At 72.0% G+C, this 22040-nt stretch carries 13 protein-coding genes and 1 pseudogene; 6 read left to right on the top strand and 8 right to left on the bottom strand.

All coding sequences use genetic code 11. From position 1 onward, the window contains the following. Positions 1 to 221 precede the first annotated feature (221 nt). Positions 222 to 1181, bottom strand: a complete 960-nt coding sequence (locus BT364_RS13670) for an SDR family oxidoreductase (RefSeq protein WP_072485415.1) — start codon at positions 1179 to 1181, stop codon at positions 222 to 224. Between the two features lie 172 nt (positions 1182 to 1353). After that, positions 1354 to 2766 (bottom strand): aminopeptidase P family protein, encoded by a 1413-nt coding sequence (locus tag BT364_RS13665; RefSeq protein WP_072485521.1) that lies wholly within the window; start codon positions 2764 to 2766, stop codon positions 1354 to 1356. 215 nt (positions 2767 to 2981) lie between these two features. On the opposite strand from BT364_RS13665, the gene BT364_RS13660 reads away from it, so the two are divergent. The 3 genes from BT364_RS13660 to BT364_RS13650 all read left to right on the top strand — a co-directional run bounded on the left by BT364_RS13660 (position 2982) and on the right by BT364_RS13650 (position 6209). Continuing rightward, on the top strand, positions 2982 to 3965 hold the full coding sequence (locus BT364_RS13660; RefSeq protein WP_177328118.1) for a helix-turn-helix domain-containing protein: 984 nt from the start codon (positions 2982 to 2984) through the stop codon (positions 3963 to 3965). A gap of 135 nt (positions 3966 to 4100) precedes the next feature. Continuing rightward, entirely contained in the window at positions 4101 to 5267 is a 1167-nt protein-coding gene (locus tag BT364_RS13655; RefSeq protein WP_072485413.1) for a cytochrome P450, read from the top strand. Between the two features lie 135 nt (positions 5268 to 5402). Further along, positions 5403 to 6209, top strand: coding sequence for a hypothetical protein (locus BT364_RS13650; RefSeq protein WP_079179453.1), 807 nt, complete (start codon positions 5403 to 5405; stop codon positions 6207 to 6209). Positions 6210 to 6354: 145 nt separating this feature from the next. Here the strand turns inward: BT364_RS13650 and BT364_RS13645 are convergent, their stop codons facing one another. Then, positions 6355 to 14721, bottom strand: coding sequence for a type I polyketide synthase (locus tag BT364_RS13645; RefSeq protein WP_072485412.1), 8367 nt, complete (start codon positions 14719 to 14721; stop codon positions 6355 to 6357). Between the two features lie 276 nt (positions 14722 to 14997). On the opposite strand from BT364_RS13645, the gene BT364_RS13640 reads away from it, so the two are divergent. Together BT364_RS13640 and BT364_RS42255 are read left to right on the top strand one after the other, a co-directional pair. Continuing rightward, positions 14998 to 15408 (top strand): RidA family protein, encoded by a 411-nt coding sequence (locus BT364_RS13640; RefSeq protein WP_107408234.1) that lies wholly within the window; start codon positions 14998 to 15000, stop codon positions 15406 to 15408. A 292-nt stretch (positions 15409 to 15700) separates the two neighbouring features. After that, the gene (locus BT364_RS42255) at positions 15701 to 15973 is read left to right on the top strand and encodes a hypothetical protein (protein WP_218172429.1); all 273 of its coding nucleotides are present in this window, start codon (positions 15701 to 15703) and stop codon (positions 15971 to 15973) included. 118 nt (positions 15974 to 16091) lie between these two features. Here the strand turns inward: BT364_RS42255 and BT364_RS13630 are convergent. From BT364_RS13630 to BT364_RS13620, 3 genes and pseudogenes are all read right to left on the bottom strand, one after another. Further along, positions 16092 to 16528: pseudogene (locus tag BT364_RS13630) on the bottom strand (hypothetical protein); the annotation flags it as partial. 111 nt (positions 16529 to 16639) lie between these two features. Continuing rightward, complete coding sequence (gene gap / locus BT364_RS13625) at positions 16640 to 17638, bottom strand: type I glyceraldehyde-3-phosphate dehydrogenase (RefSeq protein ID WP_072485409.1); 999 nt, start codon at positions 17636 to 17638, stop codon at positions 16640 to 16642. A 102-nt stretch (positions 17639 to 17740) separates the two neighbouring features. Next, entirely contained in the window at positions 17741 to 18697 is a 957-nt protein-coding gene (locus tag BT364_RS13620; RefSeq protein ID WP_072485519.1) for a GlxA family transcriptional regulator, read from the bottom strand. A 245-nt stretch (positions 18698 to 18942) separates the two neighbouring features. Between BT364_RS13620 and BT364_RS13615 the strand changes: the two genes are divergently transcribed. Beyond that, positions 18943 to 19401, top strand: coding sequence for a hypothetical protein (locus BT364_RS13615; RefSeq protein WP_072485408.1), 459 nt, complete (start codon positions 18943 to 18945; stop codon positions 19399 to 19401). Between the two features lie 192 nt (positions 19402 to 19593). Here BT364_RS13615 and BT364_RS13610 read toward each other — a convergent pair whose 3' ends face one another. Then, on the bottom strand, positions 19594 to 20619 hold the full coding sequence (locus BT364_RS13610) for an alpha/beta fold hydrolase (protein WP_072485407.1): 1026 nt from the start codon (positions 20617 to 20619) through the stop codon (positions 19594 to 19596). Between the two features lie 10 nt (positions 20620 to 20629). After that, complete coding sequence (locus BT364_RS13605) at positions 20630 to 21919, bottom strand: esterase/lipase family protein (RefSeq protein ID WP_072485406.1); 1290 nt, start codon at positions 21917 to 21919, stop codon at positions 20630 to 20632. Positions 21920 to 22040 lie beyond the last annotated feature (121 nt).

Genomic DNA, 22040 nt, shown 5'->3' with positions numbered 1-22040 from the left:
ATCTTCATCGTCGGTGGCCGGGTGCCGCCCGGACCTGAGTCGCCGTATTCATCTTCCCGGTCCCGCTGTATCCGGCACGGCGCCGGGTACAGCGGGACCGCCGGCGGGTGCGCTGCGGGCGCCGTTCGTGAAGGCGCTCAGGCGCTGGTCCGGTGGTCCTGCGCCCGCTTCCGCGGGCCTGCGCAGGCCATCGCTGTCCTGTACGGCACGGGGCCGGAGGATCAGCGGTAGTCGTCCGGGGAGCTGTCCTTGCCGCCGTACCTGACGTCCTCGAAGTACGCCCAGCCGTCCGGCCGGCTGCCGTCGGTGTCCCGTACGCCGTACGCCCTGGCGAGCTCTGCGCTGGAGGTGGACTTCCCGTTCCAGCGGGCGGCCCGGTCCGGGTCGGCGGCGAGCGCGGCGACCGCGCGGGCGAGGTAGTGCGGCGATTCGGCGATCGCGAAGCCCGGTTCCTGGGCGACGGCGTCGCGCCAGTTCTCCTCGCTCACGCCGAAGTGGGCGAGCATCTGTTCCGAGCGCAGGAAGCCCGGTGTGACGGCGACCGCCATCCCCCCGTACTCCGCCAGTTCCTCGCCCAGCCCGAAGGCGATCCGGATCGGGGCGTTCTTCGCGAGGTCGTAGTAGAGGTTTTCGCGGTAACGGCGATTGGAGACCGCCGTGCCGTCGGTGACCTCCACGTGCAGGGGCGCGTCGGAGCGGACCAGGAGCGGGAGGGCGAGCGCCGCGGTGATCACGTGCGAGCGCACCCCGAGTTCCAGGATGCGCAGGCCGTCGGCGAGCGGCGTCTCCCAGCTCTTCTTGCCGAAGACGGAGCCGATGAGCAGGTGCTCGCCGCCCCAGAGGTCGTTGACCAGGATGTCGAGCCGTCCCTGCTCGCGGTCGATCCGTTCGACGAGGGCGCGTACCCGGTCCTCGTCCAGGTGATCGGTGGGGACGGCGATTCCGGTGCCGCCGGCCGCGGTGACCAGTTCCGCGGTCTCCTCGATGGTCTCCGTGGTCCGGCCGACCTCGCTGGCGTGCCGGCGGGTGGTGCGGCCGGTGACGTAGACGGTGGCGCCGGCGCGGCCGAGTTCGACGGCGAGGGCGCGTCCCGCGCCGCGGGTGGCCCCGGCGACGAGCGCGATCCGGCCGGCGAGTGGGCCGTCCTGGCCGTTGTACTGGGTGTTCCTGTCCTTGTTCATGGCACCACGGTGCACGTTAAAGGCGACAGATCATGTCGCCTTTAACCGGGTGGTTTCCGTGTGTCCTACGGGCGGGGGAGAGAAGTCCCACGGGGCCGACGCCGAAGCGATGGTGACGAGTCCGCGCCGACCACGCCCGTGGTCAGTATGTCCGGTTTCTTCCGCGACTCCGTCAGCTCGCGAACCGGGCCATCCACGCCTCGACCTCGTCCGCCGACCTCGGCAGGCCCGCCGACAGGTTTTCGTGACCGTCCTCGGTGACGACCAGGTCGTCCTCGATCCGGACGCCGATGCCGCGCCACTCCTCGGGCACGGTGAGGTCGTCCGGCTGGAAGTACAGGCCGGGCTCCACGGTGAGCACCATGCCCGGCTCCAGCACGCCGTCGACGTACTCCTCGTTCCTGGCCTGCGCGCAGTCGTGGACGTCCAGACCGAGCATGTGGCCGGTGCCCGCCATGGTGAAGCGGCGCTGGAGGCCGAGCTCGTACGCACGGTCGGCCGGGCCCTCGATGAAGCCCCACTCGACCAGCCGGGCCGTCAGGTGGCGCTGGGACGCCTCGTGGAAGTCCCGGTACGCGGCACCCGGTTTGACCGCTGCCATACCGGCTTCCTGCGCCTCGTACACCGCGTCGTAGACCTTGCGCTGCAGGGGCGTGAAGGTGCCGCTGATCGGAAGCGTGCGCGTGACATCGGCGGTGTAGAGGGTGTGTGTCTCCACGCCCGCGTCGAACAGGAGCAGTTCCCCGGGGCGCACCGGACCGTCGTTGTCCGTCCAGTGCATGATCGTGGCGTGCTCGCCCGCGGCGCAGATCGAGCCGTAACCGACGGCATTGCCCTCCAGGCGTGCGCGGCGGAAGAACGTGCCCTCGATCCACCGCTCGGACGACGCGATCGCCGTGGAGAGCTCACCGATCACATCGGTGAATCCGCGCACCGTGGAGTCCACGGCCTTGCGGAGCTCGGCGATCTCCCAGTCGTCCTTGACGAGGCGGAGTTCGCTGAGCGCCTCTTCGAGTTCGTCGTCACGCTCCTCCTCGGTGGTGACGGCGGCCTCCAGGGACGGGTCGACACCGCGGACGATCCGGGTCGGCGCACCGGAGGCGGCGGCCAGGTCGTCGGCCGCCGTCCGGACGTCCCGGCAGGGCAGACCGAGCACGAGCTCCGACTCGGCGAGGGAGCGGCGCCGGCCCATCCACAGCTCCGCCGTGGAACCGGTCCAGAACTCGTTGTTGTCCCGGCTGTCCCGCGGCAACTGGTAGCAGTAGGCGTCATGGCCGCCGTCCGCACGGGGTTCGAGGACGAGAGCGCCGTCCCGTGCCTGGTCCCCGGTCATGTGCACGTAGCCCGAGTACGGCCGGAACGGGTAGGTGTCGTCGTTGGAACGGACCTTGAGATTCCCCGAGGGAACGACGAGGCGTTCGCCGGGAAAGCGCGCGGAGAGCGCGGCGCGGCGACGGTCCGCATACGGGGCCTGCTCGTCGGGCCGCAGGTCGTGCCGCTCGGTGTCCGCCCACCCCGTCCGCATCAGAGCGGACAGTTCCTCGGAGATCCCTGAGTAGAGACCGTTCTTGCGGCCTTTCGCCACGGCGTACACCTTCTTCCGGTGGGTTTCCTCAGCGCGAGGGGTGGCATGAGCCGTCCGGATGGCCTTGCTCGCGGCGCGGCGGCTCGGGGACCCTCGCTGCCGCCGTTCGTCGGCGGCTCCCGGACGGTACCCCGCACCGCCCGCGCCCGGTGCCCAGGAGTGTCACTGGCACGGATCGGCCACGGCGCTGACCGGAGTCGTCGACAATGAGGCATATGGCGAACGTGAAACTCGGCGAGGCTCTCCGGCTTCTGGGAATCGATCACGCGGCGAGCCGGGTCTATCTGGCGCTGCTCGAACTGGCGCCCGCTCCGCTGAGTGAGGTCGCGGCCGCGTCCGGGCTGGACGGTGCGGAACTGGCCGAGGCGTACGGTGCGCTGGTCGACGCCGGTCTGACCAGTGCCGCCGAGGAAGGCGGGGACATGGTGGCCCCGGTTCCGCCCACCGCGGGCCTGGAGATCCTCGCCCGGCACAGGGCGGCCGAGATCGAGGAGTCCCGCATCACCGTCGGGGGCGCGTTCGAGTCGTTCCGGCGGCAGCGGCTCGCCGCGTACAACGACGATCTCGTCGAGGTCGTCACGGGCGAGGCCATCGGCCCCAGGATGCGTCACGCCTGGGCGAGCGCCCGGGACCAGATCCGGCAGTTCGAGTCACCGCCGTACTTCCCCCTGTCCGGAGCCACGGACGACGCGCTGGCCACGCTCGCCCGCGGTGTGACGCAGCGCGTCGTGTACTCGCGGGAGTCACTGGAACATCCGGGCCACCTGAAGGACGTCATCGAACCGTGCATCAAGGCCGGTGAACAGGCGAGGGTACTGCCGTCGGTACCGGTCAAACTCGTGATCATCGACGAGGCGTACGCGCTCGTGTCGTTGTCGATCAAAGAGGCCGACGTACACAACACCATGCTGGTCGTGCAGCCGTGCGGACTGCTCTCCGCCCTCGTGGCGCTGTTCGAGCAGTCCTGGCAGAACGCCCTGCCGTTCCACGGCCGCACCACGCACCCGGGCGGTCTGCCACCCGCCGACCGCCGACTGCTGTGGCTCCTCGCGGGCGGCGCGAGCGACGACGCCATCGCCCGCGAACTGGGAATCAGCCGCCGCACGCTGTTCCGTCGCCTGCAGATCCTGATGGCCCGGCTGGGCGCCGCGAACCGCTTCCAGATGGCCTTGCAGGCACAGCGCTCCGGATGGTTGTGAGAAGCGGACCGGAGCCGCAACTCACGGACACGGCGTGCCGCGCCGGCGACACACTGACAGTAGTCATCTGCACGCTGTGTGCTCGAGTGATGTCAGGATGATGACGCGTCCGCGTACCCCGGGGTCAGGAGGACCATGACCGCCGACGAGAAACGCCTTCCCCTGCACCGGCTGACGTTCGCCGCCCCCGGCCCGCCCCGGCACACAACGCTGCCCGGCGGCAGCCCTGCCTGGCACTTCACCCGCTACGACGACGTCCGCCAGGTGCTGGCCGACGACCGGTTCACCCGAGCCATGCTGCCCGCGACGGCCACCTCGCCCCTCATCGAAACCCCCGACGCCATGACCAAGCAGGACGGCGCCGGGCACCTGCGACTGCGCCACACAGTCAAAGGGGTCCTCACCCCTCGCGGGGTCGGCCGGGTGACGCCCATGGTCGCCGAGGTCGCCGACCGGCTCGTCGCCGACCTTGCCGAACACGGCCCGCCCACAGACCTCGTCGACCACTACACCCGCCCCCTGCCCATCGCAGTCATGAACAAGCTGCTCGGAGTCCACGACGTCGACGACACCCGGCTGCTGCGCTGGACCGAGCTCGCCTTCCCCGATCCCTCCGTTCCCGAGGACGAAACCGCCGACGCCGCACGGGAGTTCACCGAATTCGCCACCCGCCTCATGGCCGAACGCCGAAGCACCCCGGGCCCGGACCTGATCAGCACCCTCGTACAGACCGCCGACCGCGAAGGCGGCATCCCCGAATCCCGACTCGTCAACTTCGTCAGCACGCTCGTGGTGGCCGGCTACGACACCACCATGACCATGCTGGGCAACGCCCTCCTCTACCTCCTGGACGAACGCCCGGAGGACTGGGCCCGCCTGGGCTCCGACGAAGCGGCCGCCGGCGCAGTGGCCGACCGTCTGACCCACCTGATCCCGCTCAACGACCCCGCGAAACACTTCAACCCGCTGCGCGCCACCGAAGACGTGGAGATCGGAGGGGTGACCATCCGGGCCGGAGACCTCGTCACCCTCGACCGCGGCGCGGCCAACCGTGACCCCGTAGCCTTCCCCGGTGACCCCTTCGTCGACCTGTTCGCCCCGTTGGAACACCCCACCCTCGCTTTCGGCGGCGGACAGCACTACTGCCTGGGTGTCTCCCTGGCCCGTACGGAACTCCGCCTCGCCCTGCACCGGCTGGCCGCCCGGCTTCCCGACCTGCGACTGACCGTGCCGGTCGAGGCCGTCGAGTGGCGCAGGAGCGCTCTCACCCGGAGCCCCCGGAACCTGCCGGTGACCTGGTAGTCGCCTCGACCGTGCCGACGGGCCATCGTGTCCCGGCCACGCCCGGAAGAGGGTGGCCGGGACGGTCATTCCCCTGAGAAAGCGGTCACCAAGACCGTCACCCTGTCATGCGGAGCGTAGAAGGAGCGCAGTGGCGTGGATGCGAGCGATCCGACCCTCATCATGGGCCTGCACGGAGTCTTCCACCGGCATCCGTGGATCGACCGCCTCCTTGCCGAGAACGACCTGGAGGACGAGGACGTCTTCAGTCTCGCCGTGGCCAGGGCGGAAGCCTACGGCTGGAGCAGCACGCACCTGGGCCGCGGTCCACTGGATGGCCTCCGATGGGGACACAACGACGCCGGTGAGGACTGGATCGAGGACAACCGTGTCCGTCAACTGGCCTGGCTCCAGGTCGCCGTGGAGGAACAGCTGCGCGGCCAACGGCTGCCCCTGCTGCCCGTGGCCACCGTCCTCAGCGACGTACTGCACCACATGGGCACGTACACGCTCACCGGTCTCCACACGGTCGCGCCCCTGCAACTGTCCACGGACGACAGCCTCGTCTACTTGTCGCAGGCCGCGGACTGGGTGGCCGCTGCGGGGCCGGGACCGGCGGCCGACTGTGTGCTCACCATCGCGGCCCGGGAATCCGCCGATCTGTCGAACCGGGCGCAAGACGTGAACGTGCTGGTTCTCGAACGCTCCTTCGGCCGTCTGGCCATTCATCCCGGCCGGCCCTCCGTACCCGCAGGAGGGCTGGCTCCTTCGCTCGTAGGTGAGGTGCAGACCGAGGGAATGCGGAACGCGGCGTCGATCCATTGCTCCTTGCCGGCCTGGTCGCTCGACACCGCCGTCTGGGCAGCCGAAGTCACCGCCGCCGCAGTACGCGACACCGGCGTGACAGAACCGGTGCTCCTGACCGTCTCCCGGAATGGCGGTGACCTCGCGCAGAACGCGTGAGCGGGCTGCAGGCCCTCGCGGCCGACAGCCCGGCACCGGGCGGCAGACGCGCGGCGGTCGTGCGCGGGCGACGCGAGGGCGGCGGGTGCGGGGGTGCGTGGGACAGTTGTCCACGCCCACCACCCGCACCTCTCCCGGGGCGTTCTCAGAGCCGGCCGCCGAGCCACTGGTGGATGGCGAGTGCGGTGGTACGGGCGTGCTCCTCCAGCATGGTGAAGTGGTCCCCCGGCACAGTGATCTCGGCGTGCGGCCGGTTCCAGTCCGGGGCGGGTTCGGCGCCGGGCAGTGGGTCCCGGGCTCGTACGTACAGGGTGGGACAGGCGAGCGGCGCGGGCTTCCAGTCACGGAAGAGCTCGAAGTATCCGGCCATGGCGGTGAGCCGATCGGGACTGGCAGAGGCGAACTTCGCCGCCCGGCGCAGCATGTCCGACGTCATCGTGGAGAGCGCCTGCTCCTGGTCACCGTGACCGGGGGGATAGGTGTCCACCAGGACGACGGCCACCGGGGTGGCACCCTCGGACTCCAGACGCTCGGCCACGGCATGGGCCACCCAGCCACCGGCCGACCGCCCCAGCAGTACGAGAGGGCCTCCGGCCGTGGCTGCGCGGACGGCAGCGGCCTGGGCGGTGACGAGAGCGTCCAGTGTGGCGGGCAGAGCCTCTCGGGGCTCGAACCCGGGGTGCCGCACCGCGGAAACCGGCCGTAGCCCTCGCAGCCCGGCGCCGAGGCGCGCGTACTCCTGCGGCCCGGACAGCGCGCTGAGCGCGGGGAAGCAGACCAGCCGAGGCCCCGCGCCGTCCGCCGTGAGCATGACGGGTTCGTGCGTCGCACCGGGCGCCCCGGTCCGGTCGAAGACCGGGCGGAGGCGCGCGGCGATGGTGAGGAGTGCCATGCCGTCCCAGCTCCGGCCCCGGGCGCATGCGGTACGGAAGAGCACGCCCAGGGAGTCCGGGGCTTCCCCGGCATGCGGTGCCCCGGCGACCTGCACCCGGGCGTCCGGCGGACCGCCCGCCCCTGGACCGCTTCCCGGACCGTCGTCCGCCGGCCGGCCGGGGGAGTCCGGTGAGCCGGCGGCCTCAGGCCGTGCCCGGCCGTCGGATGCGGCACCGGCGGAAGGCGCCTCGACGGCATACCGCCGCGTCAGCTCGGCGGCGAGCGCGCGCGGCGTCGGGAAGTCGAACAGCAGCGTGGAGGGCAGTGCCAGCCCCGTCCACGCCGCGAGCTCGTTGCGCAGATCGACCGCGGCCAGGGAATCCAGCCCCAGGTCCGCCAGCAGGGCGTCCTCGACGATCTCGTCCGCCTCCTCCCGATGGCCCAGGACGCGGGCCGCCAGGGTCCGGACCTTGGCGAGCAGCATCCCGCGCATCTCGCCGGGGGAAGCAGCCGCCGGTGACCGGCCGAGTCGGTTCCCGCCCCCGTTGCCCGTGTCGTCCCCATCGGCAGCGTCGGCAGCAGGAGTACGGAGCCGGTTCGCCGCCGTTTCACCGGCGCGGAGAGCGGCCGGGGCGAGGCGGGCCGCCACCACCACGGGTTCGTCACCGGCCACGGCCGCGTCGAAGAGAGCCAGGCCCTCATCCGGCCCGAGCGGGCCGAACCCGGAACGGGCCATCCGCTGCAGATCCGCGTCGCCGAGGTGCGCCATCATGCCGTCGCTCTGCTGCCAGGGGCCCCAGACGATCGACGTACCGGGCAGTCCGAGCCGTCCGCGGTGCCGCGCCAGGGCATCCAGCACACAGTTGGCCGCGGCGTAGTTGGCCTGGCCCGCGGAGCCGAACGTACCCGCCACCGAGGAGAACAGCGCGAAGACGGCCAGGTCGTGACCCCGGGTCAGTTCGTGCAGGGCGAGGGCGGCGTCCGCCTTGGGGCGCATCACCCGCCTCACCCGGTCGGTGGTGAGTGCCGCGACGACCCCGTCGTCCAGCACCCCCGCGGTGTGCACGACGCCGGTCAGCGGGTGGGCTGCCGGTACCGCGTCGAGCAGGGCCGCGAGGGCGGTCCGGTCCGCGACATCACAGGCGTGAACGGTCACCCGGGCGCCCGCCTCGCACAGCTCCGCGACGAGTTCCCGCGCCCCCGGCGCGTCCGGCCCGCGCCGGCCGGCGAGCAGCAGATGCCGGACGCCGTGCGCGGTGACCAGGTGCCGCGCCACCAGCATGCCCAGGGAACCGGTGCCGCCGGTGACCAGGACGGTGCCCTCCGGGTCGAGCGGCCGCCTCTTCCGTGACTTCGGTGCCGGCTCGGCCAGTGGCACCAGCTTCGGCACGTACACCGTCCCCCGGCGTACGGCTGCCTCCGGCACCGGAGTGGCCAGCAGGGCGGGCAGGGCACTCCAGGAGTCGGGGTGCTCGTCCACGTCGATCAGGGCGAAGCGGCCCGGATTCTCCCGCAGGGCCGAGCGGACCAGCCCCCACACCGGCGTGTGCGCCGGTACGGACACCGTCCCGCCGGATCGGCCGTCACTCCCGCGACCGGTACCATCCGCGGGGAATCCGTCATCGGCCGGAGCGACGGCACCGGACGTCACGAGGACGAGACGCGAGCGGGACAGCCGCGGCTCGGCGAGCCACTCCTGAACGAGCCTCAGCGCCCGGTCCGCTGCCCGCAGCAACCAGGCTGCCTGGTCCTCCTGCCCGCCGCCGGTCGTGTCCGGCGGCGGGCACGGTGCCACGACGACGGCCGACGACGCGTCGCACGCCGCCGGGCCGGGGTACACCGGGACGCCGGAACCCGGCGGCGCCAGAGCATCCACCAGCCGTGTGCCCGCCTCGCCCAGAACCCCCCAGCAGGGCATCACCACGGGTGCGGACGGCTCGGCCGTCGCCACCCAGTCCGTCCGGTGGAGAGCACCGGTGACCGCGTCCACCGTCGTCGATCCGGTACGCGGAAGAGGCCGGAGCACCAGCGAACGGACCGTCGCCACCGGTGAGCCCGTCTCGTCGGCCAGCTCCACCCCGGCCTGACCTTCCGGCCCGGGGGCCACCCGTACCCGCAAGCGCCGCACACCAGCGGTGTGCACACGCACCCCGCTGAAGGCGAACGGCAGGGACAGGCCGCCGTGCGCCGGACCGGCTGCCCCGGAACCGTTCGCGACAAGGCCGTCCAGGGCCAGGGCGTGCAGCGCCGCGTCGAGCAGTGCGGGATGCAGGACGAACTCCGGGCCGTCCGCCTCCCGGCGCGCAGTGCGGGCCGCTTCGGGCAGCGCGACGTCCGCGTACAGCTCCTCCCCGTGCCTCCAGGCAGCACGCATGCCCCGGAAGGCGGGGCCGTAACGCAGCCCGTCGGCGGCCAGTTGCTCATACGGTCCGGTGCCCGGACCATCGGCATGCAGGGGCATCGCCGCCTCCGGCGGCCAGGACGCGTCCGGCCGGGGCACGCCGCCGGTCCCGCCCGCGGCCGCTTCCCGGTCCGCGGGCGGCTGCGCCGGCGAAAGAGTGCCGGTGGCGTTCCGGAGCCAGGGCTCGTCACCCGCCGGAGTATGCGGCCGGGAGTGGAAGAGCACAGCCCGCCGCCCGGCCTCGTCCGCCCCCGCCACCCTCACCTGCACGGCGACGGCACCGGCGGAGGGCAGCGGCAGCGGCGCGGTCAGCACGAGCTCGTCCAGGACGGCTGCACCCGCCAACTTGCCTGCGTGGAGGGCCATTTCGACGAACGCAGTCGCCGGCAGCAAGATCTCCCCAGCCACCACATGGTCGGCAAGCCACGGCTGGTCCTGCACCGACAGCAACCCGCTCAGCAGCAGCCCGTCGTCGTCGGCCGTGCGGGTGCCCGACCGCAGGAACGGATGGGCGGGCCCGGCCGTCGGCGATACGGGCGGATGCTCCGGGTCGGCCTCCAGCCAGTACCGGCGGCGCTGGAAGGCGTACGTGGGCAGTGCGACGCGCCGCCCGCCGCACCCGGCGAAGACGGCCCGCCAGTCGACGGGGACGCCATGGGTGTGCAACGCGGCCAGCGTGTCGAGCAGGGCGTCCGCCTCCGGCCGCTTCCCGCGCAGTGTCGGCAGAACCAGCGGAACCGGGCCCCGCTCACCACCGCCCGCTTCGCCCGCGTCCGGGCCGTCCGCGTCCGGCTTGGACAGGGCGAGGCAATCGCGTACCAGGCCGGTGAGCACCCCGTCCGGCCCCAGTTCGACGTAGTGTGCCGCGCCCTGTTCACCCAGGTACGCCACCGAATCGGCGAAGCGGACCGGACGGCGGACATGGTCCACCCAGAACTCCGGCGTGCACACCTCCTCGGCGGTGGCCGCCCGGCCCGCCACAGCGGTGATCAGAGGCAGCCGCGGCGCGGCGAAGGACAGTCGCCGCACGACATCCGCGAACTCGGCCGGCACGGGCTCCATCCGAGCGGAATGGAAGGCATGACCGACCCGCAGCGGCGTCACCGAACGGCCCCGCTCCCGGAAGTACGCGGTCACCTCCCGCACCGCCGTCTCGTCGCCGGAGACAACCACCGAGGCAGGCCCGTTGACCGCGGCGATCTCCACCGCACCCCCGGTCCCGTAGAGGTGGGCAGCCACCTCGTCCGCGCCGGCGGCCACGGCCGCCATCGCGCCGCCCGAAGGCAGCGCGTCCATCAGCCGGCCCCGGGCCGCCACCAACGTGCACGCGTCCGCGAGGGACAGCACCCCGGCGACATGCGCCGCCGCCACCTCGCCCACCGAGTGCCCGGCCACCAGGGCGGGGCGTACCCCCCACGCCTCGAACTGCCGGAACAACGCCGTCTCCAGGGCGAAGAGCGCCGGCTGCGCGAACCGGGTCGTATCCAGCAACGCGCCCGTGTCCGTACCGGGCCCGGCGAACATGACGTCCCGCAGCGGCACCGGCAGCAGCGGGTCGAGGAGGGCACAGCATTCGTCCAGCGCACCGGCGAAGGCCGGATGCAGATCCCGCGACTCGTACAATTCGCGGCCCATGCCGACACGTTGACTGCCCTGACCGGTGAAGAGAAAGGCCGGCGAGCCGTGATGGCGGGACATGCCCGTGTGCACCCCGGACCGGCCGCCGCCCTCCGCCACGGCCCGCAGGGAGCCGAGCAGTCCGGCACGGTCCCGGGCCACCACCACGGCCCGGTGTTCCAGGGCCGCACGCGTGGTGGCGAGCGAGTACCCGATGTCCACCAGGGACGCGTCAGGAGCGGCGGCCACATGGTCGTACAGCCGTCGCGCCTGGGCCCGCAGCCCCGGCACGCTCCTCGCCGACACGGGAAAGGCCACCGCGGTCCGCCCGGGACGCGCCGCACACTCCGGCTCCACCCCTGGCCCGACAGCGCCCCTCGCCGCCCCGCCGTCCGCCGGGGCGCCCAGCGATGCGGCCTCCCCGTCACCCGGAGCCTCTTCGAGCACCACATGGGCGTTGGTGCCACTGATCCCGAACGACGACACCCCCGCCCGGCGCGGACGATCCGTCGCGGGCCACCCCACCGGCCGGGTCAGCAGCGCGATCCGCCCCGACGACCAGTCGACCCGGGGCGTCGGTTCGTCGGCGTGCAACGTACGCGGCAGCACACCATGCCGCATCGCCTGCACCATCTTGATCACACCGGCCACTCCGGCAGCGGCCTGGGTATGACCGATGTTCGACTTCACCGAGCCCAACAGGAGGGGACGTTGCCGCTCCTGCCGCCCGTACGTCGCGAAGAAGGCCTCCGCCTCGATGACATCGCCCAGCCGGGTGCCGGTGCCGTGCGCCTCCACGGCGTCGATGTCCTCGGGAGTCAGCCCCGCGTCAGTGAGCGTCTGCCGGATCACCCGCTGCTGCGCCGGTCCGTGCGGTGCGGTCAGTCCGTTGCTCGCCCCGTCCTGGTTCACCGCCGAGCCGCGCACCACGGCCAGCACCGGAAGCCCGGCGCGGCGCGCCTCGGACAACCGGCTCAGCAGCAGCATGCCGGCGCCCTCGGCCCACCCCGTGCCGTCGGCGGACGCACCGAACGCCTTGCAGCGGCCGTCCGGCGCCAGCGCCCGCTGGCGGCTGAACTCCACGAACGACGTGGGCCCCGACATCACCGTGGCGCCACCGGCCAACGCGAAGGCACACTCGCCCCGGCGCAGTGCCTGGGCCGCCAGATGCAGGGCCACCAGGGACGAGGAACACGCCGTGTCCACGGTGAGGGCCGGGCCTTCGAGGCCGAAGGCGTACGCGATACGGCCCGAGGCGACGCTTCCGGCGTTGCCGAGGCCGAGGTACCCCTCGACATGCTCGGGCGTCCTCGCCAGGCCGCGCGCGTAGTCGCTGTACATCAGCCCGACGTACACCCCGGTCGCCGAGCCGCGCAGAGTGCCGGGGACGAGACCGGCGTACTCGAAGGCCTCCCACGCCACTTCGAGCAGCAGCCGGTGCTGCGGGTCCATGGCCAGCGCCTCGCGGGGCGAGATACCGAAGAAGGCGGGGTCGAAGCGGTCCGCACCGGAGAGGAACCCTCCCTCACGCACATACGTCCGTCCGGACCGCCCGGGGTCCGGGTCGTACAGAGCCCGGACGTCCCAGCCCCGGTCGGTGGGGAAGGGGCCGATGGCGTCCTTCCCGTCGGCCACCAGCCGCCACAGCTCATCGGGAGAGGCCACCTCTCCGGGATAGCGGCAGGCCATTCCCACGATCACCACGGGATCGTCGTCCGACCGGGCCGCACTCCGGTCCACCGGCCCGGCGCCGCCCGGCGCGGCGGCGTTCCGTTCCCCGAGGTGGGCGGCGAGCGCAGCGGCCGTGGGGAAGTCGAAGGCGACGGCCTCGGAGAGCGGCAGACCGGTCACCGCCGACAAGCGCTCCCGCAGCACCGTCGCCGTCAGGGAGTCCATGCCCAGGTCCCGCAGCGCCGTGCTCGGCTCCACCGCCTCGGCCGTACAGCCGAGCACGGCCGCCGCCTCGCCCCGCACCAGGGCCAGCAGGTCCTGAGACGGCTTCCCGGCGGCCTCCGCGCCCAGCGCCCGGGCCGGCAGGCCGGCGAGGTCCCGCCGCAGGGTCTTCCCGGAGGCGGTACGGGGAATGCCCTCCACCTCGAACAGCTCGGCGGGCACCTTGAAGCCGGACAGCTCCGCACGGCAGGCGGCGAGGATGCGCCCCCTGTCCAGTACGACGCCGGGCTCGGCAACGAGGTAGCCGGCCGGCACCTCGCCGAAGGCGGGGTGCGGGCGTCCGGCCACGGCGGCGTCCGCCACCCCCGGCAACCGCCGCAGCACCGCCTCCACCTCCGAAGGATGGATGTTCACCCCGCCCCGGATGATCAGATCACTCGCCCGGCCGGTGATCGCCAGTCCACCGAAGGCATCGATCCTGGCCAGGTCACCCGTGCGGAACCAGCCGTCGCGCACGACCTCCGCGGTGGCCTCCGGCCTGCCGTGGTAACCGGCCATCACCCCGGGCCCGCTGACCCACAGCTCGCCCTCGCCCGTGTCCCGGCCGTCGGGCCCTCCGCCGACCCGGACCCGGACGCCGGGCAGCACCCGGCCGCACGCCCCGGACGCCGTCGCCTCGCCCGGCGCCGGCATGGTGACCGGTCCCACCTCCGTGCTGCCGTAGTGCTCCAGATAGGGCACCCCGCAGATCGCCTCGAAGGACTCGTGGAACCCGGGCCCCGCCGCCGCGCCACCACTGACACAACCCCGCAGCGCGGGGCCGCCGAGACCGCCGCCGGCCTTGCCGCTCTCCTCGCCCCGGACCGCGTCCAGCAGCGCCGAATACGTGGTCGGAACCCCGCCGAGCAAGGTGAACGAGGTGTCCCCACGGCGCAGTTCGCCGAGCACCCCCGCCACCGAGAACCGGGGCAGCAGCACCGCGCTCGCCCCCACCGCGGTCACCCCGAGGAAACACACGATCTGGCTCATCGCGTGATGGAGGGGCAACGGCCACAGCACACGGTCCCGTTCGGACAGGCCCAGGACACCGACCAGGCCCGTCGCGACCGGCGAGAGCCGGTTGCGCTGGGTGGACAGGACGCCCTTGGGCACACCGGAGGAGCCCGAGGTGTAGAGCAGCCAGGCCACTTCGTCCAGTGCGAGATCGTCCCGGGCCGACGTCCGCGGCTCCGTACCCGCCAACTCCTCGAACCGCAGAACCCCGCCCGCGACCTCGCCCGCGACCCCGGCGGGCCGGTCCCCGGCCTCGTCCTCGGCGCCGCCCTCGGCCACCACCACGGTCAGCCCGGGGCGCAGCGGCAGCGTTCGCCGTCGCGTCAGGCAGGCGTCGTCGGTGATGAGCACCCGTGCCCCGCTGTCGTCCAGCAGGCGGGTCAGCTCCTCCTCCGAGTTCCCGGGGTCCAGAGGCACGCCCACGCCGCTCGCCCGGGTGACGGCGAGCAGGCTCTCGACCGCCTCGACCCGGTTGCCGAGCAGTACGGCCACCCGGTCACCGCGCGCCACGCCGAGTCCGGCCAGGTGACCGGCCAGCCGTGCGGTCCTGCGTTCCAGCTCCCGGTAGGTCACCCGCCTGAGCCGGTCCTCGAAACAGACCTTGTCCCCGAGGCGCAGGGCGTGGTGCCCGAGCAGTTCCGGCAGTGGTGTGACGATGCCGGCGTGCCTACCCACCGCATGACCTCCTAGAGACGACCCGCCGTTGAGGACGACGGCGTGGTGCACCAGGTTGCCTCCCGGCGACGGGTCGACACCGACGGGGTACGACGGGCGCGCCGGGCGAGCGGTACGAGTGGGCAGGGGCACGCTCCCGTCACACCAGGACCGTGCCGGGGATCAGGGGCGCCCGTGGCGTTTCAAGTTTCAGGGAGCGCACAGACCGCGTCCACAGGGCCGGAGGAGAGGCGAATCGTGATGCGCGTCGGCGGCATTGCGACCAGACTTGCGGGCATGACAGCGAGGATCACCCGCATCAACCCCGAGCAGTTGCACGAAACGCCCGGCTACCACCACATCACCGTGGTGGAGACCGGCCGGACGGCCTACCTGGCGGGCCAGTGCCCGCTCGATCGGAACGGGTCACTCGTCGGCCCGGGCTCCGTCGAACTGCAGGTCGATCAGGTCGTCGTGAACGCGCTCGCTGCCCTGGGAGCGGTGGATGCCCAGCCGCGGCACGTGGTGCGTTCGGTGATCTACGTACGGAGTGACGACAGGGATGTCCTGGGCATCGCATGGCGCCGGCTCACCAGCTCGGCCCTCGGGCCGGCCTTCGCATCCGCCAGCACGCTCCTGGGTGTCGCACAGCTGGGTTTCGCAGGGCAGCTGGTCGAGGTGGACCTCACCGTCGCACTGCCTGACTGAGCCGCTCTGCCGGTCATCGTCGTGACCGGGCCTGGTCTAGGCTGAGCCAATGTCCGAAATCGGTGCGCCATCGAGCGGCTCGGGTGTTGAAGACCCCGGCGCTGACGCGGGGTTGCCCGCAACCTTGCATGTTGCCGGGCTTGCGTTGAGGCGGACGGAGAGTCCTCCGTCACTGGCCTGCTGGACCGGCTGCTTCCCGCGGCCGGCAGGCACGGACCCGGCCGGGGTAAGCCTGGTGATCGAGCCGGCCGCCCCGCCGGAAGAGTCCACCCTCCGACTCGCTCATGACGTTGTGAGCCGTTTCGACGTCTTCGTCGAACAAGCCCTGGAGTACTGCCGCACCCGACTCCGGGAACGACACTTCGAACTCACCGCCGAGGAACTGAGCTGGCTGGACCTTCCGGAGTTGCCACTGGCAGTTCCCGAAGCAACGGTGTGGGCGGACCAGACCTGGGCAGTCCGCTTCGCCGAGAGCAGGTTCCGACTGGCGGACCCCTACGGAATTCTCGTGACCTTCGACGGAGCACAGCCTGTCGACGTCCAGGGCCTCGACGACGAGCAGTGATCCGCTCGTTGCACCCTCGTGAACTCGGGCGTACCTGGGGCGGGGACACGGCGGCACCTGGCTGTGACCGAGTGCTTCAGCCGGCCGGGCCGAGCGCTTCAGCCGACGGGCAGAGCAGTCACAGCCGGGGCACCAGATCCGACATCACGGCAAGCGGCAGCGACGGGTTGGCGGCCGCGGCTTCCGCCACTGCCGGTCGGTGTCGGTGAGCAGCTCCGCGACGACTCGCGGCCAAAGGGCCGGATGGCGGGCGGCCAGGGGCCGCGCCTGCTTGTCCGCCAAGCAGTTGTGCAGTGCCGGACCCGTCGCATTGCGGTGCCGGGCGACCTCGCGGAACGCTTTCCGTACCGGGGGTTCGTGCCGGGTCAGGTCCTCCAGCAGCGCCGGAGTCGCGTCCGGGTTGGCCGCCACCTTGGCGATGACACGGACTCCGTGCCGGTCGACCATGGTGCGCAATTGTGCTTCGGAGAGGCCCGGGTGCGAAGCGATGGACTTGACCGCTTTCGCGTCGGGGTCGGTGGCCGGCGCGTCGCGGATCCCGGCCGGCAGATCGCGTACCGAATGGCTCGCGGATTTCGGAGCCACCGAGTTGTCGGCGGCACCCGGACACGTCCTGAGCGCCGACTGGAGCGCTCACAGGAGGTGGGGTGCCGCCCTGACGTCCGGTCAGCGGGTGGCGAGCAGCTGGAGCGTATCGATCACGCGGTTCGAGAAGCCCCACTCGTTGTCGTACCAGGCGACCACCTTGACGTGGCGCCCGTCGACGCGGGTAAGGGCCGAGTCGAAGATCGACGAAGCCGGATTGCCCGTGATGTCGGACGACACGAGCGGATCGTCCGAGTACTCGAGTACGCCGGCGAGCGGCCCCTCCGCTGCGGCGCGGTATGCGGCCAGGATCTCGTCGCGCGTCACGTCTCGGGAGACAGTTGTGTTGAGTTCGACGATCGAGCCCACCGGAACCGGCACGCGGATCGAGTCACCCGACAGCTTGCCGTCGAGGTTCGGCAGCACGAGGCCGATCGCCTTGGCGGCGCCCGTCGTGGTCGGCACGATGTTGACGGCGGCGGCACGGGCCCGGCGGGCGTCACGGTGCGGACCGTCCTGCAGGTTCTGCTCCTGCGTGTAGGCGTGCACCGTCGTCATGAAGCCGTGCTCGATGCCGGCGAGGTCGTCGAGCACCGCGGCGAGCGGCGCCAGCGCGTTGGTCGTGCACGAGGCGTTCGAGACGACGGTGTGCACGTCCGGGTCGTACGCGTCCGTGTTGACCCCGAACGCGAGCGTGACGTCGGCGCCGTCCGACGGAGCACTGACGAGCACCTTCTTCGCGCCCGCGTCGAGGTGGCCGCGGGCGGCCTCGGCCGACGTGAAGCGGCCGGTCGCCTCGAGCACGATGTCCACGCCGAGCTCGGCCCACGGCAGCTGCGCCGGTTCGCGCCCGGCGAGCACCGTGATGCGACGGCCGTCCACGACGAGGGTGTCCCCGTCGACGGTCACCGGGCGACCGAGCCGGCCGGCCGTCGTGTCGTAGGAGAGCAGCCGCGCGAGGGTGACGGGCTCCGTGAGGTCGTTGACGGCGACGACATCGAGGTCGGTGTCGCGCTCGAGCAGTGCCCGGAACACGTTCCGTCCGATGCGGCCGAATCCGTTGATGGCGATGCGAGTCATGAATGGTGTCCCTTCGTTCGCCATCAATTTCGCGTGCCGCGCCCGCCCGCGACAGCGGCATGATCGCCACGGTTCAAAAGGATCTCGCCACGTGGCAGCGGGCTACTCACCCCGGGTGAAGGTGCGCCGGTACTCGCTCGGTGTCGTGCCGAGGATCCGCTGGAAGTGCAACCGCAGATTGGCACCGGTGCCGAGACCGACATCGGTGGCGATCTGCTCGACGCTCCGCTCCGAACGTTCGAGCAGTTCGCGGGCCAGATCGACGCGGGCGCGCATGACCCACTGCATCGGCGTGTATCCCGTGTCCTCGGCGAAACGCCGCGAGAACGTGCGTGGCGACACCGCCGCGTGCCGGGCGAGCGCTTCGAGGGTGAGGGGCTCGCCGAGCCGGTGGAGCGCCCACTCGCGGGTGGCGGCGAACCGCTCGCCGAGTGGTTCGGGCACGCTGCGTGGCACATACTGCGCCTGACCGCCGCTGCGGTAGGGGGCCGCGACGAGGCGCCGGGCCGCGTGGTTCGACGCGGCCACTCCGAGGTCGCCGCGCAGGATGTGCAGGCACAGGTCGATGCCCGAGGCGGCGCCGGCCGACGTCAGCACGCTGCCCTCGTCGACGAACAGGACGTTCTCGTCGACCTGAACGAGCGGGTGCCGTGCCATCAGCGCCCGCGTGTAGTGCCAGTGCGTCGTGGCGCGCTTGCCGTCGAGCAGGCCCGTGGCGGCGAGTGCGAAGGCGCCCGTCGAGATGGCGGCGAGCCGAGCGCCCCGGGCATGGGCGGCGATCAGTGCGTCGAGGACGGCCTGCGGGGGGTCGTCGCGGTCCGGGAACCGGTAGCCGGGGACGAAGACGGTGTCGGCCCACTCAAGCGCGTCGAGGCCGTGGGCGACGCCGTACGACAGGCCGTCGCCGCCGGTCACGAGACCGGGTGCCGGCCCGCACACCCGTACCTCGTACGGCATGCTCGCGCGGGTCGCGAAAACCTGCGCGGGAATTCCGACATCGAGCGGCTTCGCACCTTCGAGCACAAGTACGGCGACGCGATTCAGGCGTGAGGATGGCACGGGAGAGAGGCTACGTGGGGTGTGCCTGCGATACGCCACCGCGTGGACCGGGCAGATGACACCGGCCGGTCGACGGCCCGCCAGTCCGCCGCGGTACGCGATCCCGGCCGGCTCGAAGGCGGACGACAACCGACTTGGCCGGTGAGCGGTCCAGTCGGCCGGGGCGCGGGTCGAGGAGTGGACGGGGCGTACGGCAGAATCCTGCTGTGGCGTCTTTGGGGGGCTCGGCGGAGCTGGAAGCGGGCATGGCAGAGCTGTCCACGCCGATGCGGGTGTACGTGGAGGCCGGGCGGTTCACCGAGCCGGAACCCGACTTGCCGGAGCTGGCGGCCCGTATCCGTGGGCTGCTGGCCGCGGTCGCGGCGGACGAGCCCTGGCGGCGCTTCCTGCCCGGATACACCCCGCCGTCCGTTCCGGAAATCTGTGCGGCGCTGGAGCCGGTGGAAACGCATGGTGCCGCCTCGTTCCTGGCCCGGGTCGCGGCCGTCGACCTGGTCTGGCCCAGCCACCGGCACCTGCCCGCCGAGGCCGCCGAGCGCGCGGCGGGCAGGGTGGTATCCCTGCTGGGACCGGAGGCCAGCTGGTGGACCAACCACGACATCGGCTGCGGCGCCGTGAACGGGCTCACCCCGCTGTTCGACAGCCTGATCGCAGGGACGAACGGTGAACACTTCGCGCTGGCCCTGCAGATCGCCGACGACTGAGAACTCCGACTCGCAGGAACGGCCACCGGTACCTCCGCGTACCGGCCTCCCACCCGGGCACAGCCCGGAGGGAGGCGGGGGAGGGCGGTGGCCGGGTGGTTGACGGCGTCGGGCAGTCCGGCCGATCGTGAGCCCGGGCGGAGGCGAGCATCCGGGCCCATGCCGGGGCGCCCGGACGCGTGGTGCACACTGTTATGCAGACAGGATCCCCAACAGTGCTGCGCCGAACTCCTCGGGGCGTTCCAGGTGTACCGAATGCCCCGCTCCGGGCACGGCGACCTCTCTCACCGAGCCGCCGGCCGCCGCGTACTGGTCCAGGACATGACGGGTCTGCGCCACCATCGGCTGGGCGGGGGTCCCGTCCCAGCCCGGCACCGCGCCGATCGCGCCCAGGTGTGCCAGGTCGAACATCGAGGTGTCGGAGACGATGACGTCGTCCTCGCCGCGTACCCACAACACCGGCGGTTTGGGATCGATCATGTGCAGGTCGCCGATGCGGAAGTACGTCGGCGCAAGGCAGTTGAGCACTCCTCGGGTGCCTGGCGCGATTCCCGGCCAGGCGGAGGACGGCGCGCTGTCGCCCGGGTAGTGGTCGTCACCGGTCCGTGTCGTGAGCATGGACTCGACGTACTCGTCCTCGTGCTCGGGGCGCATCGGCGGCTTGACGTAGCAGGTCGCCAGGACGGTGCGGGGCGAGAGCGGCGAGTCCTCGCCGCGGTCGCCCTCGGCGAGCCGTTGGACGAACTCGGGGTTGGCCGTGCCGCCGCCCGAGCCGGCCCCGTCGGGGGAGTTGAGGGTGCCGTCCGGCCCGTGCGTACCGCCGAAGCCGTACGGTGAGACGGGGCTGACCAGGGTCAGTGAACGCACCGCGGCCGGGTGGTCCCGCAGGTACTGCATGACCACCCCTCCGCCCATGGACCAGCCCACCAGATGTGCCCGGTCGACTTCGAGGGCGGCGAGCAGCGCGGCGAGATCGTCGGTGTGGTCGAGCAGTCCGCGCGTCGCGTCGACCGGCAGCGGGTCCGTGCCGCCGAAGCCGCGCAGGTCCACGGCGATGGGGCGGTAGCGCTGCGGGAGAGTGAGCAGGGCGGTGCGCCAGAAGGCGGAGGAGGAGACGTTGCCGTGGACGAAGACGACCGGTTCGCCCTGGTCCCGGACGTCGAGGATCTGGACGGTCAGCCGGCCCGTGGAGACGCGGCGGGTGCGGAGTGAGGCCATGTCGGTTCCTTCAGGAGAGCCAGGTGGCGACCTGGGAGGTGGCCGCGTTGTGCCAGCCCAGTTCGAGGTGGTTGGCGGTCGTGATGGTGGCCTTGCCGCCGACCGTGGGGATGCCGGTGGTGTCGAGCGCACTGGAGATGAAGACGACGCCGTCGCTGGGTCCGCGGTTCTCGTTGAAGATGCCGACGACGTCGGGGGATCCGCCGGCCAGCAGATAGGTGGTGACGGAGGCGGGTACTCCGGCGCTGTGCAGCGGTGCGATCAGCGATCCGGCGTCGATGGCGGCCTGGATGCCGCTGCCCGCGGTGTAGAAGCCCTGGCCGCCGTAGTAGGTCGTGTACCAGTCCTGTGCGGCGCCGTCGACTCCGTACGCGCCGTCCCAGCGTGCCAGCATCTGGCGCTGGCCGGGATAGTTGTCGTATCCGCCGGAGGGCGTCATCGAGAACTCGGGGTGCGCGGTGTACTGGCCGTAGCAGGTCATGTGGGAGTGCGGGGAGGGGGCGTTGATCTTTCCTCCGCACTCGGGCCAGATGGAGAAGTCGTGGGCCCAGCCGTGGGCGTACGGGTAGTCGTAGCCGCCGTTCGGACCACCGAGCGTGATCAGCTTCCGTACGTCGCCGGCGTACGCCCGCCCCCAGCTCGGCTTCACGGACGACACATACGCGCGGGTCGACATCTGGCCCTTGCTCCAGCCGACCAGATCGACCTTGCTCACGCCCAGCTTCGCCTTGATGACGGCGATGGCGTCGCCGACGATCTGCGCCTGCATCAGGTTGTCGCCCTGCTTGTGCGCGAAGCCGACGGCGAAGACGCGGTGGCCGCGCGCGGACAGGGACTGCATCAGCCCGGTGGACGGGCAGGACAGGGCTCCGCAGCCGTAGCCGCCCGACTCGCCCGGGTTGGCCCAGGCACGGTCCGCGGTGTCGTTCGCGCCGTGGACGAGGAGGACGGGCGTGGTGCGGGACCCGGTGTTCCAGCCGGGGGCGGAGTAGAGGAGGAAGCGGTCCGAGGACGGGCGGGAGACGCCGCCGAAGTAGGTGACTCGCTTGCCGTCCTGGTCGCCACGGCCGTCCGAGGGGTAGCCCTCGGCGCGGAAGCCGCTGGTGGTGTCGAGATAGCGGTCGACACGCTCCCAGCCGTTGGTGACGGTGCCGGCTCCGTAGCTCGCCTCAAGGGTGAGATACGCGGGTTGTTCGGCGGCCGCCGCGCTTCCGCCGGTGGCCGGCAGCCCGGCCACCACTGCCAGGAGCAGGGCGGGCAGCAGCCGCCACCGGCTTCCAGCATTCCGTCTGTACCGCATGTCCCTGCCTCCTTGGCCACGATGCCGATGCGACGCACACGCTAGGGAAGGGGGGACCGGGGAGGGGATGTGTGTGGGCCACACAAGGGGAGCGGTCCGTATAGGGGTCAGGTGTTGGACG

This window comes from Streptomyces atratus (genome assembly GCF_900119365.1).
Taxonomy (GTDB): domain Bacteria; phylum Actinomycetota; class Actinomycetes; order Streptomycetales; family Streptomycetaceae; genus Streptomyces; species Streptomyces atratus_B.
This window is presented reverse-complemented; position numbering and strand designations above follow the sequence as displayed.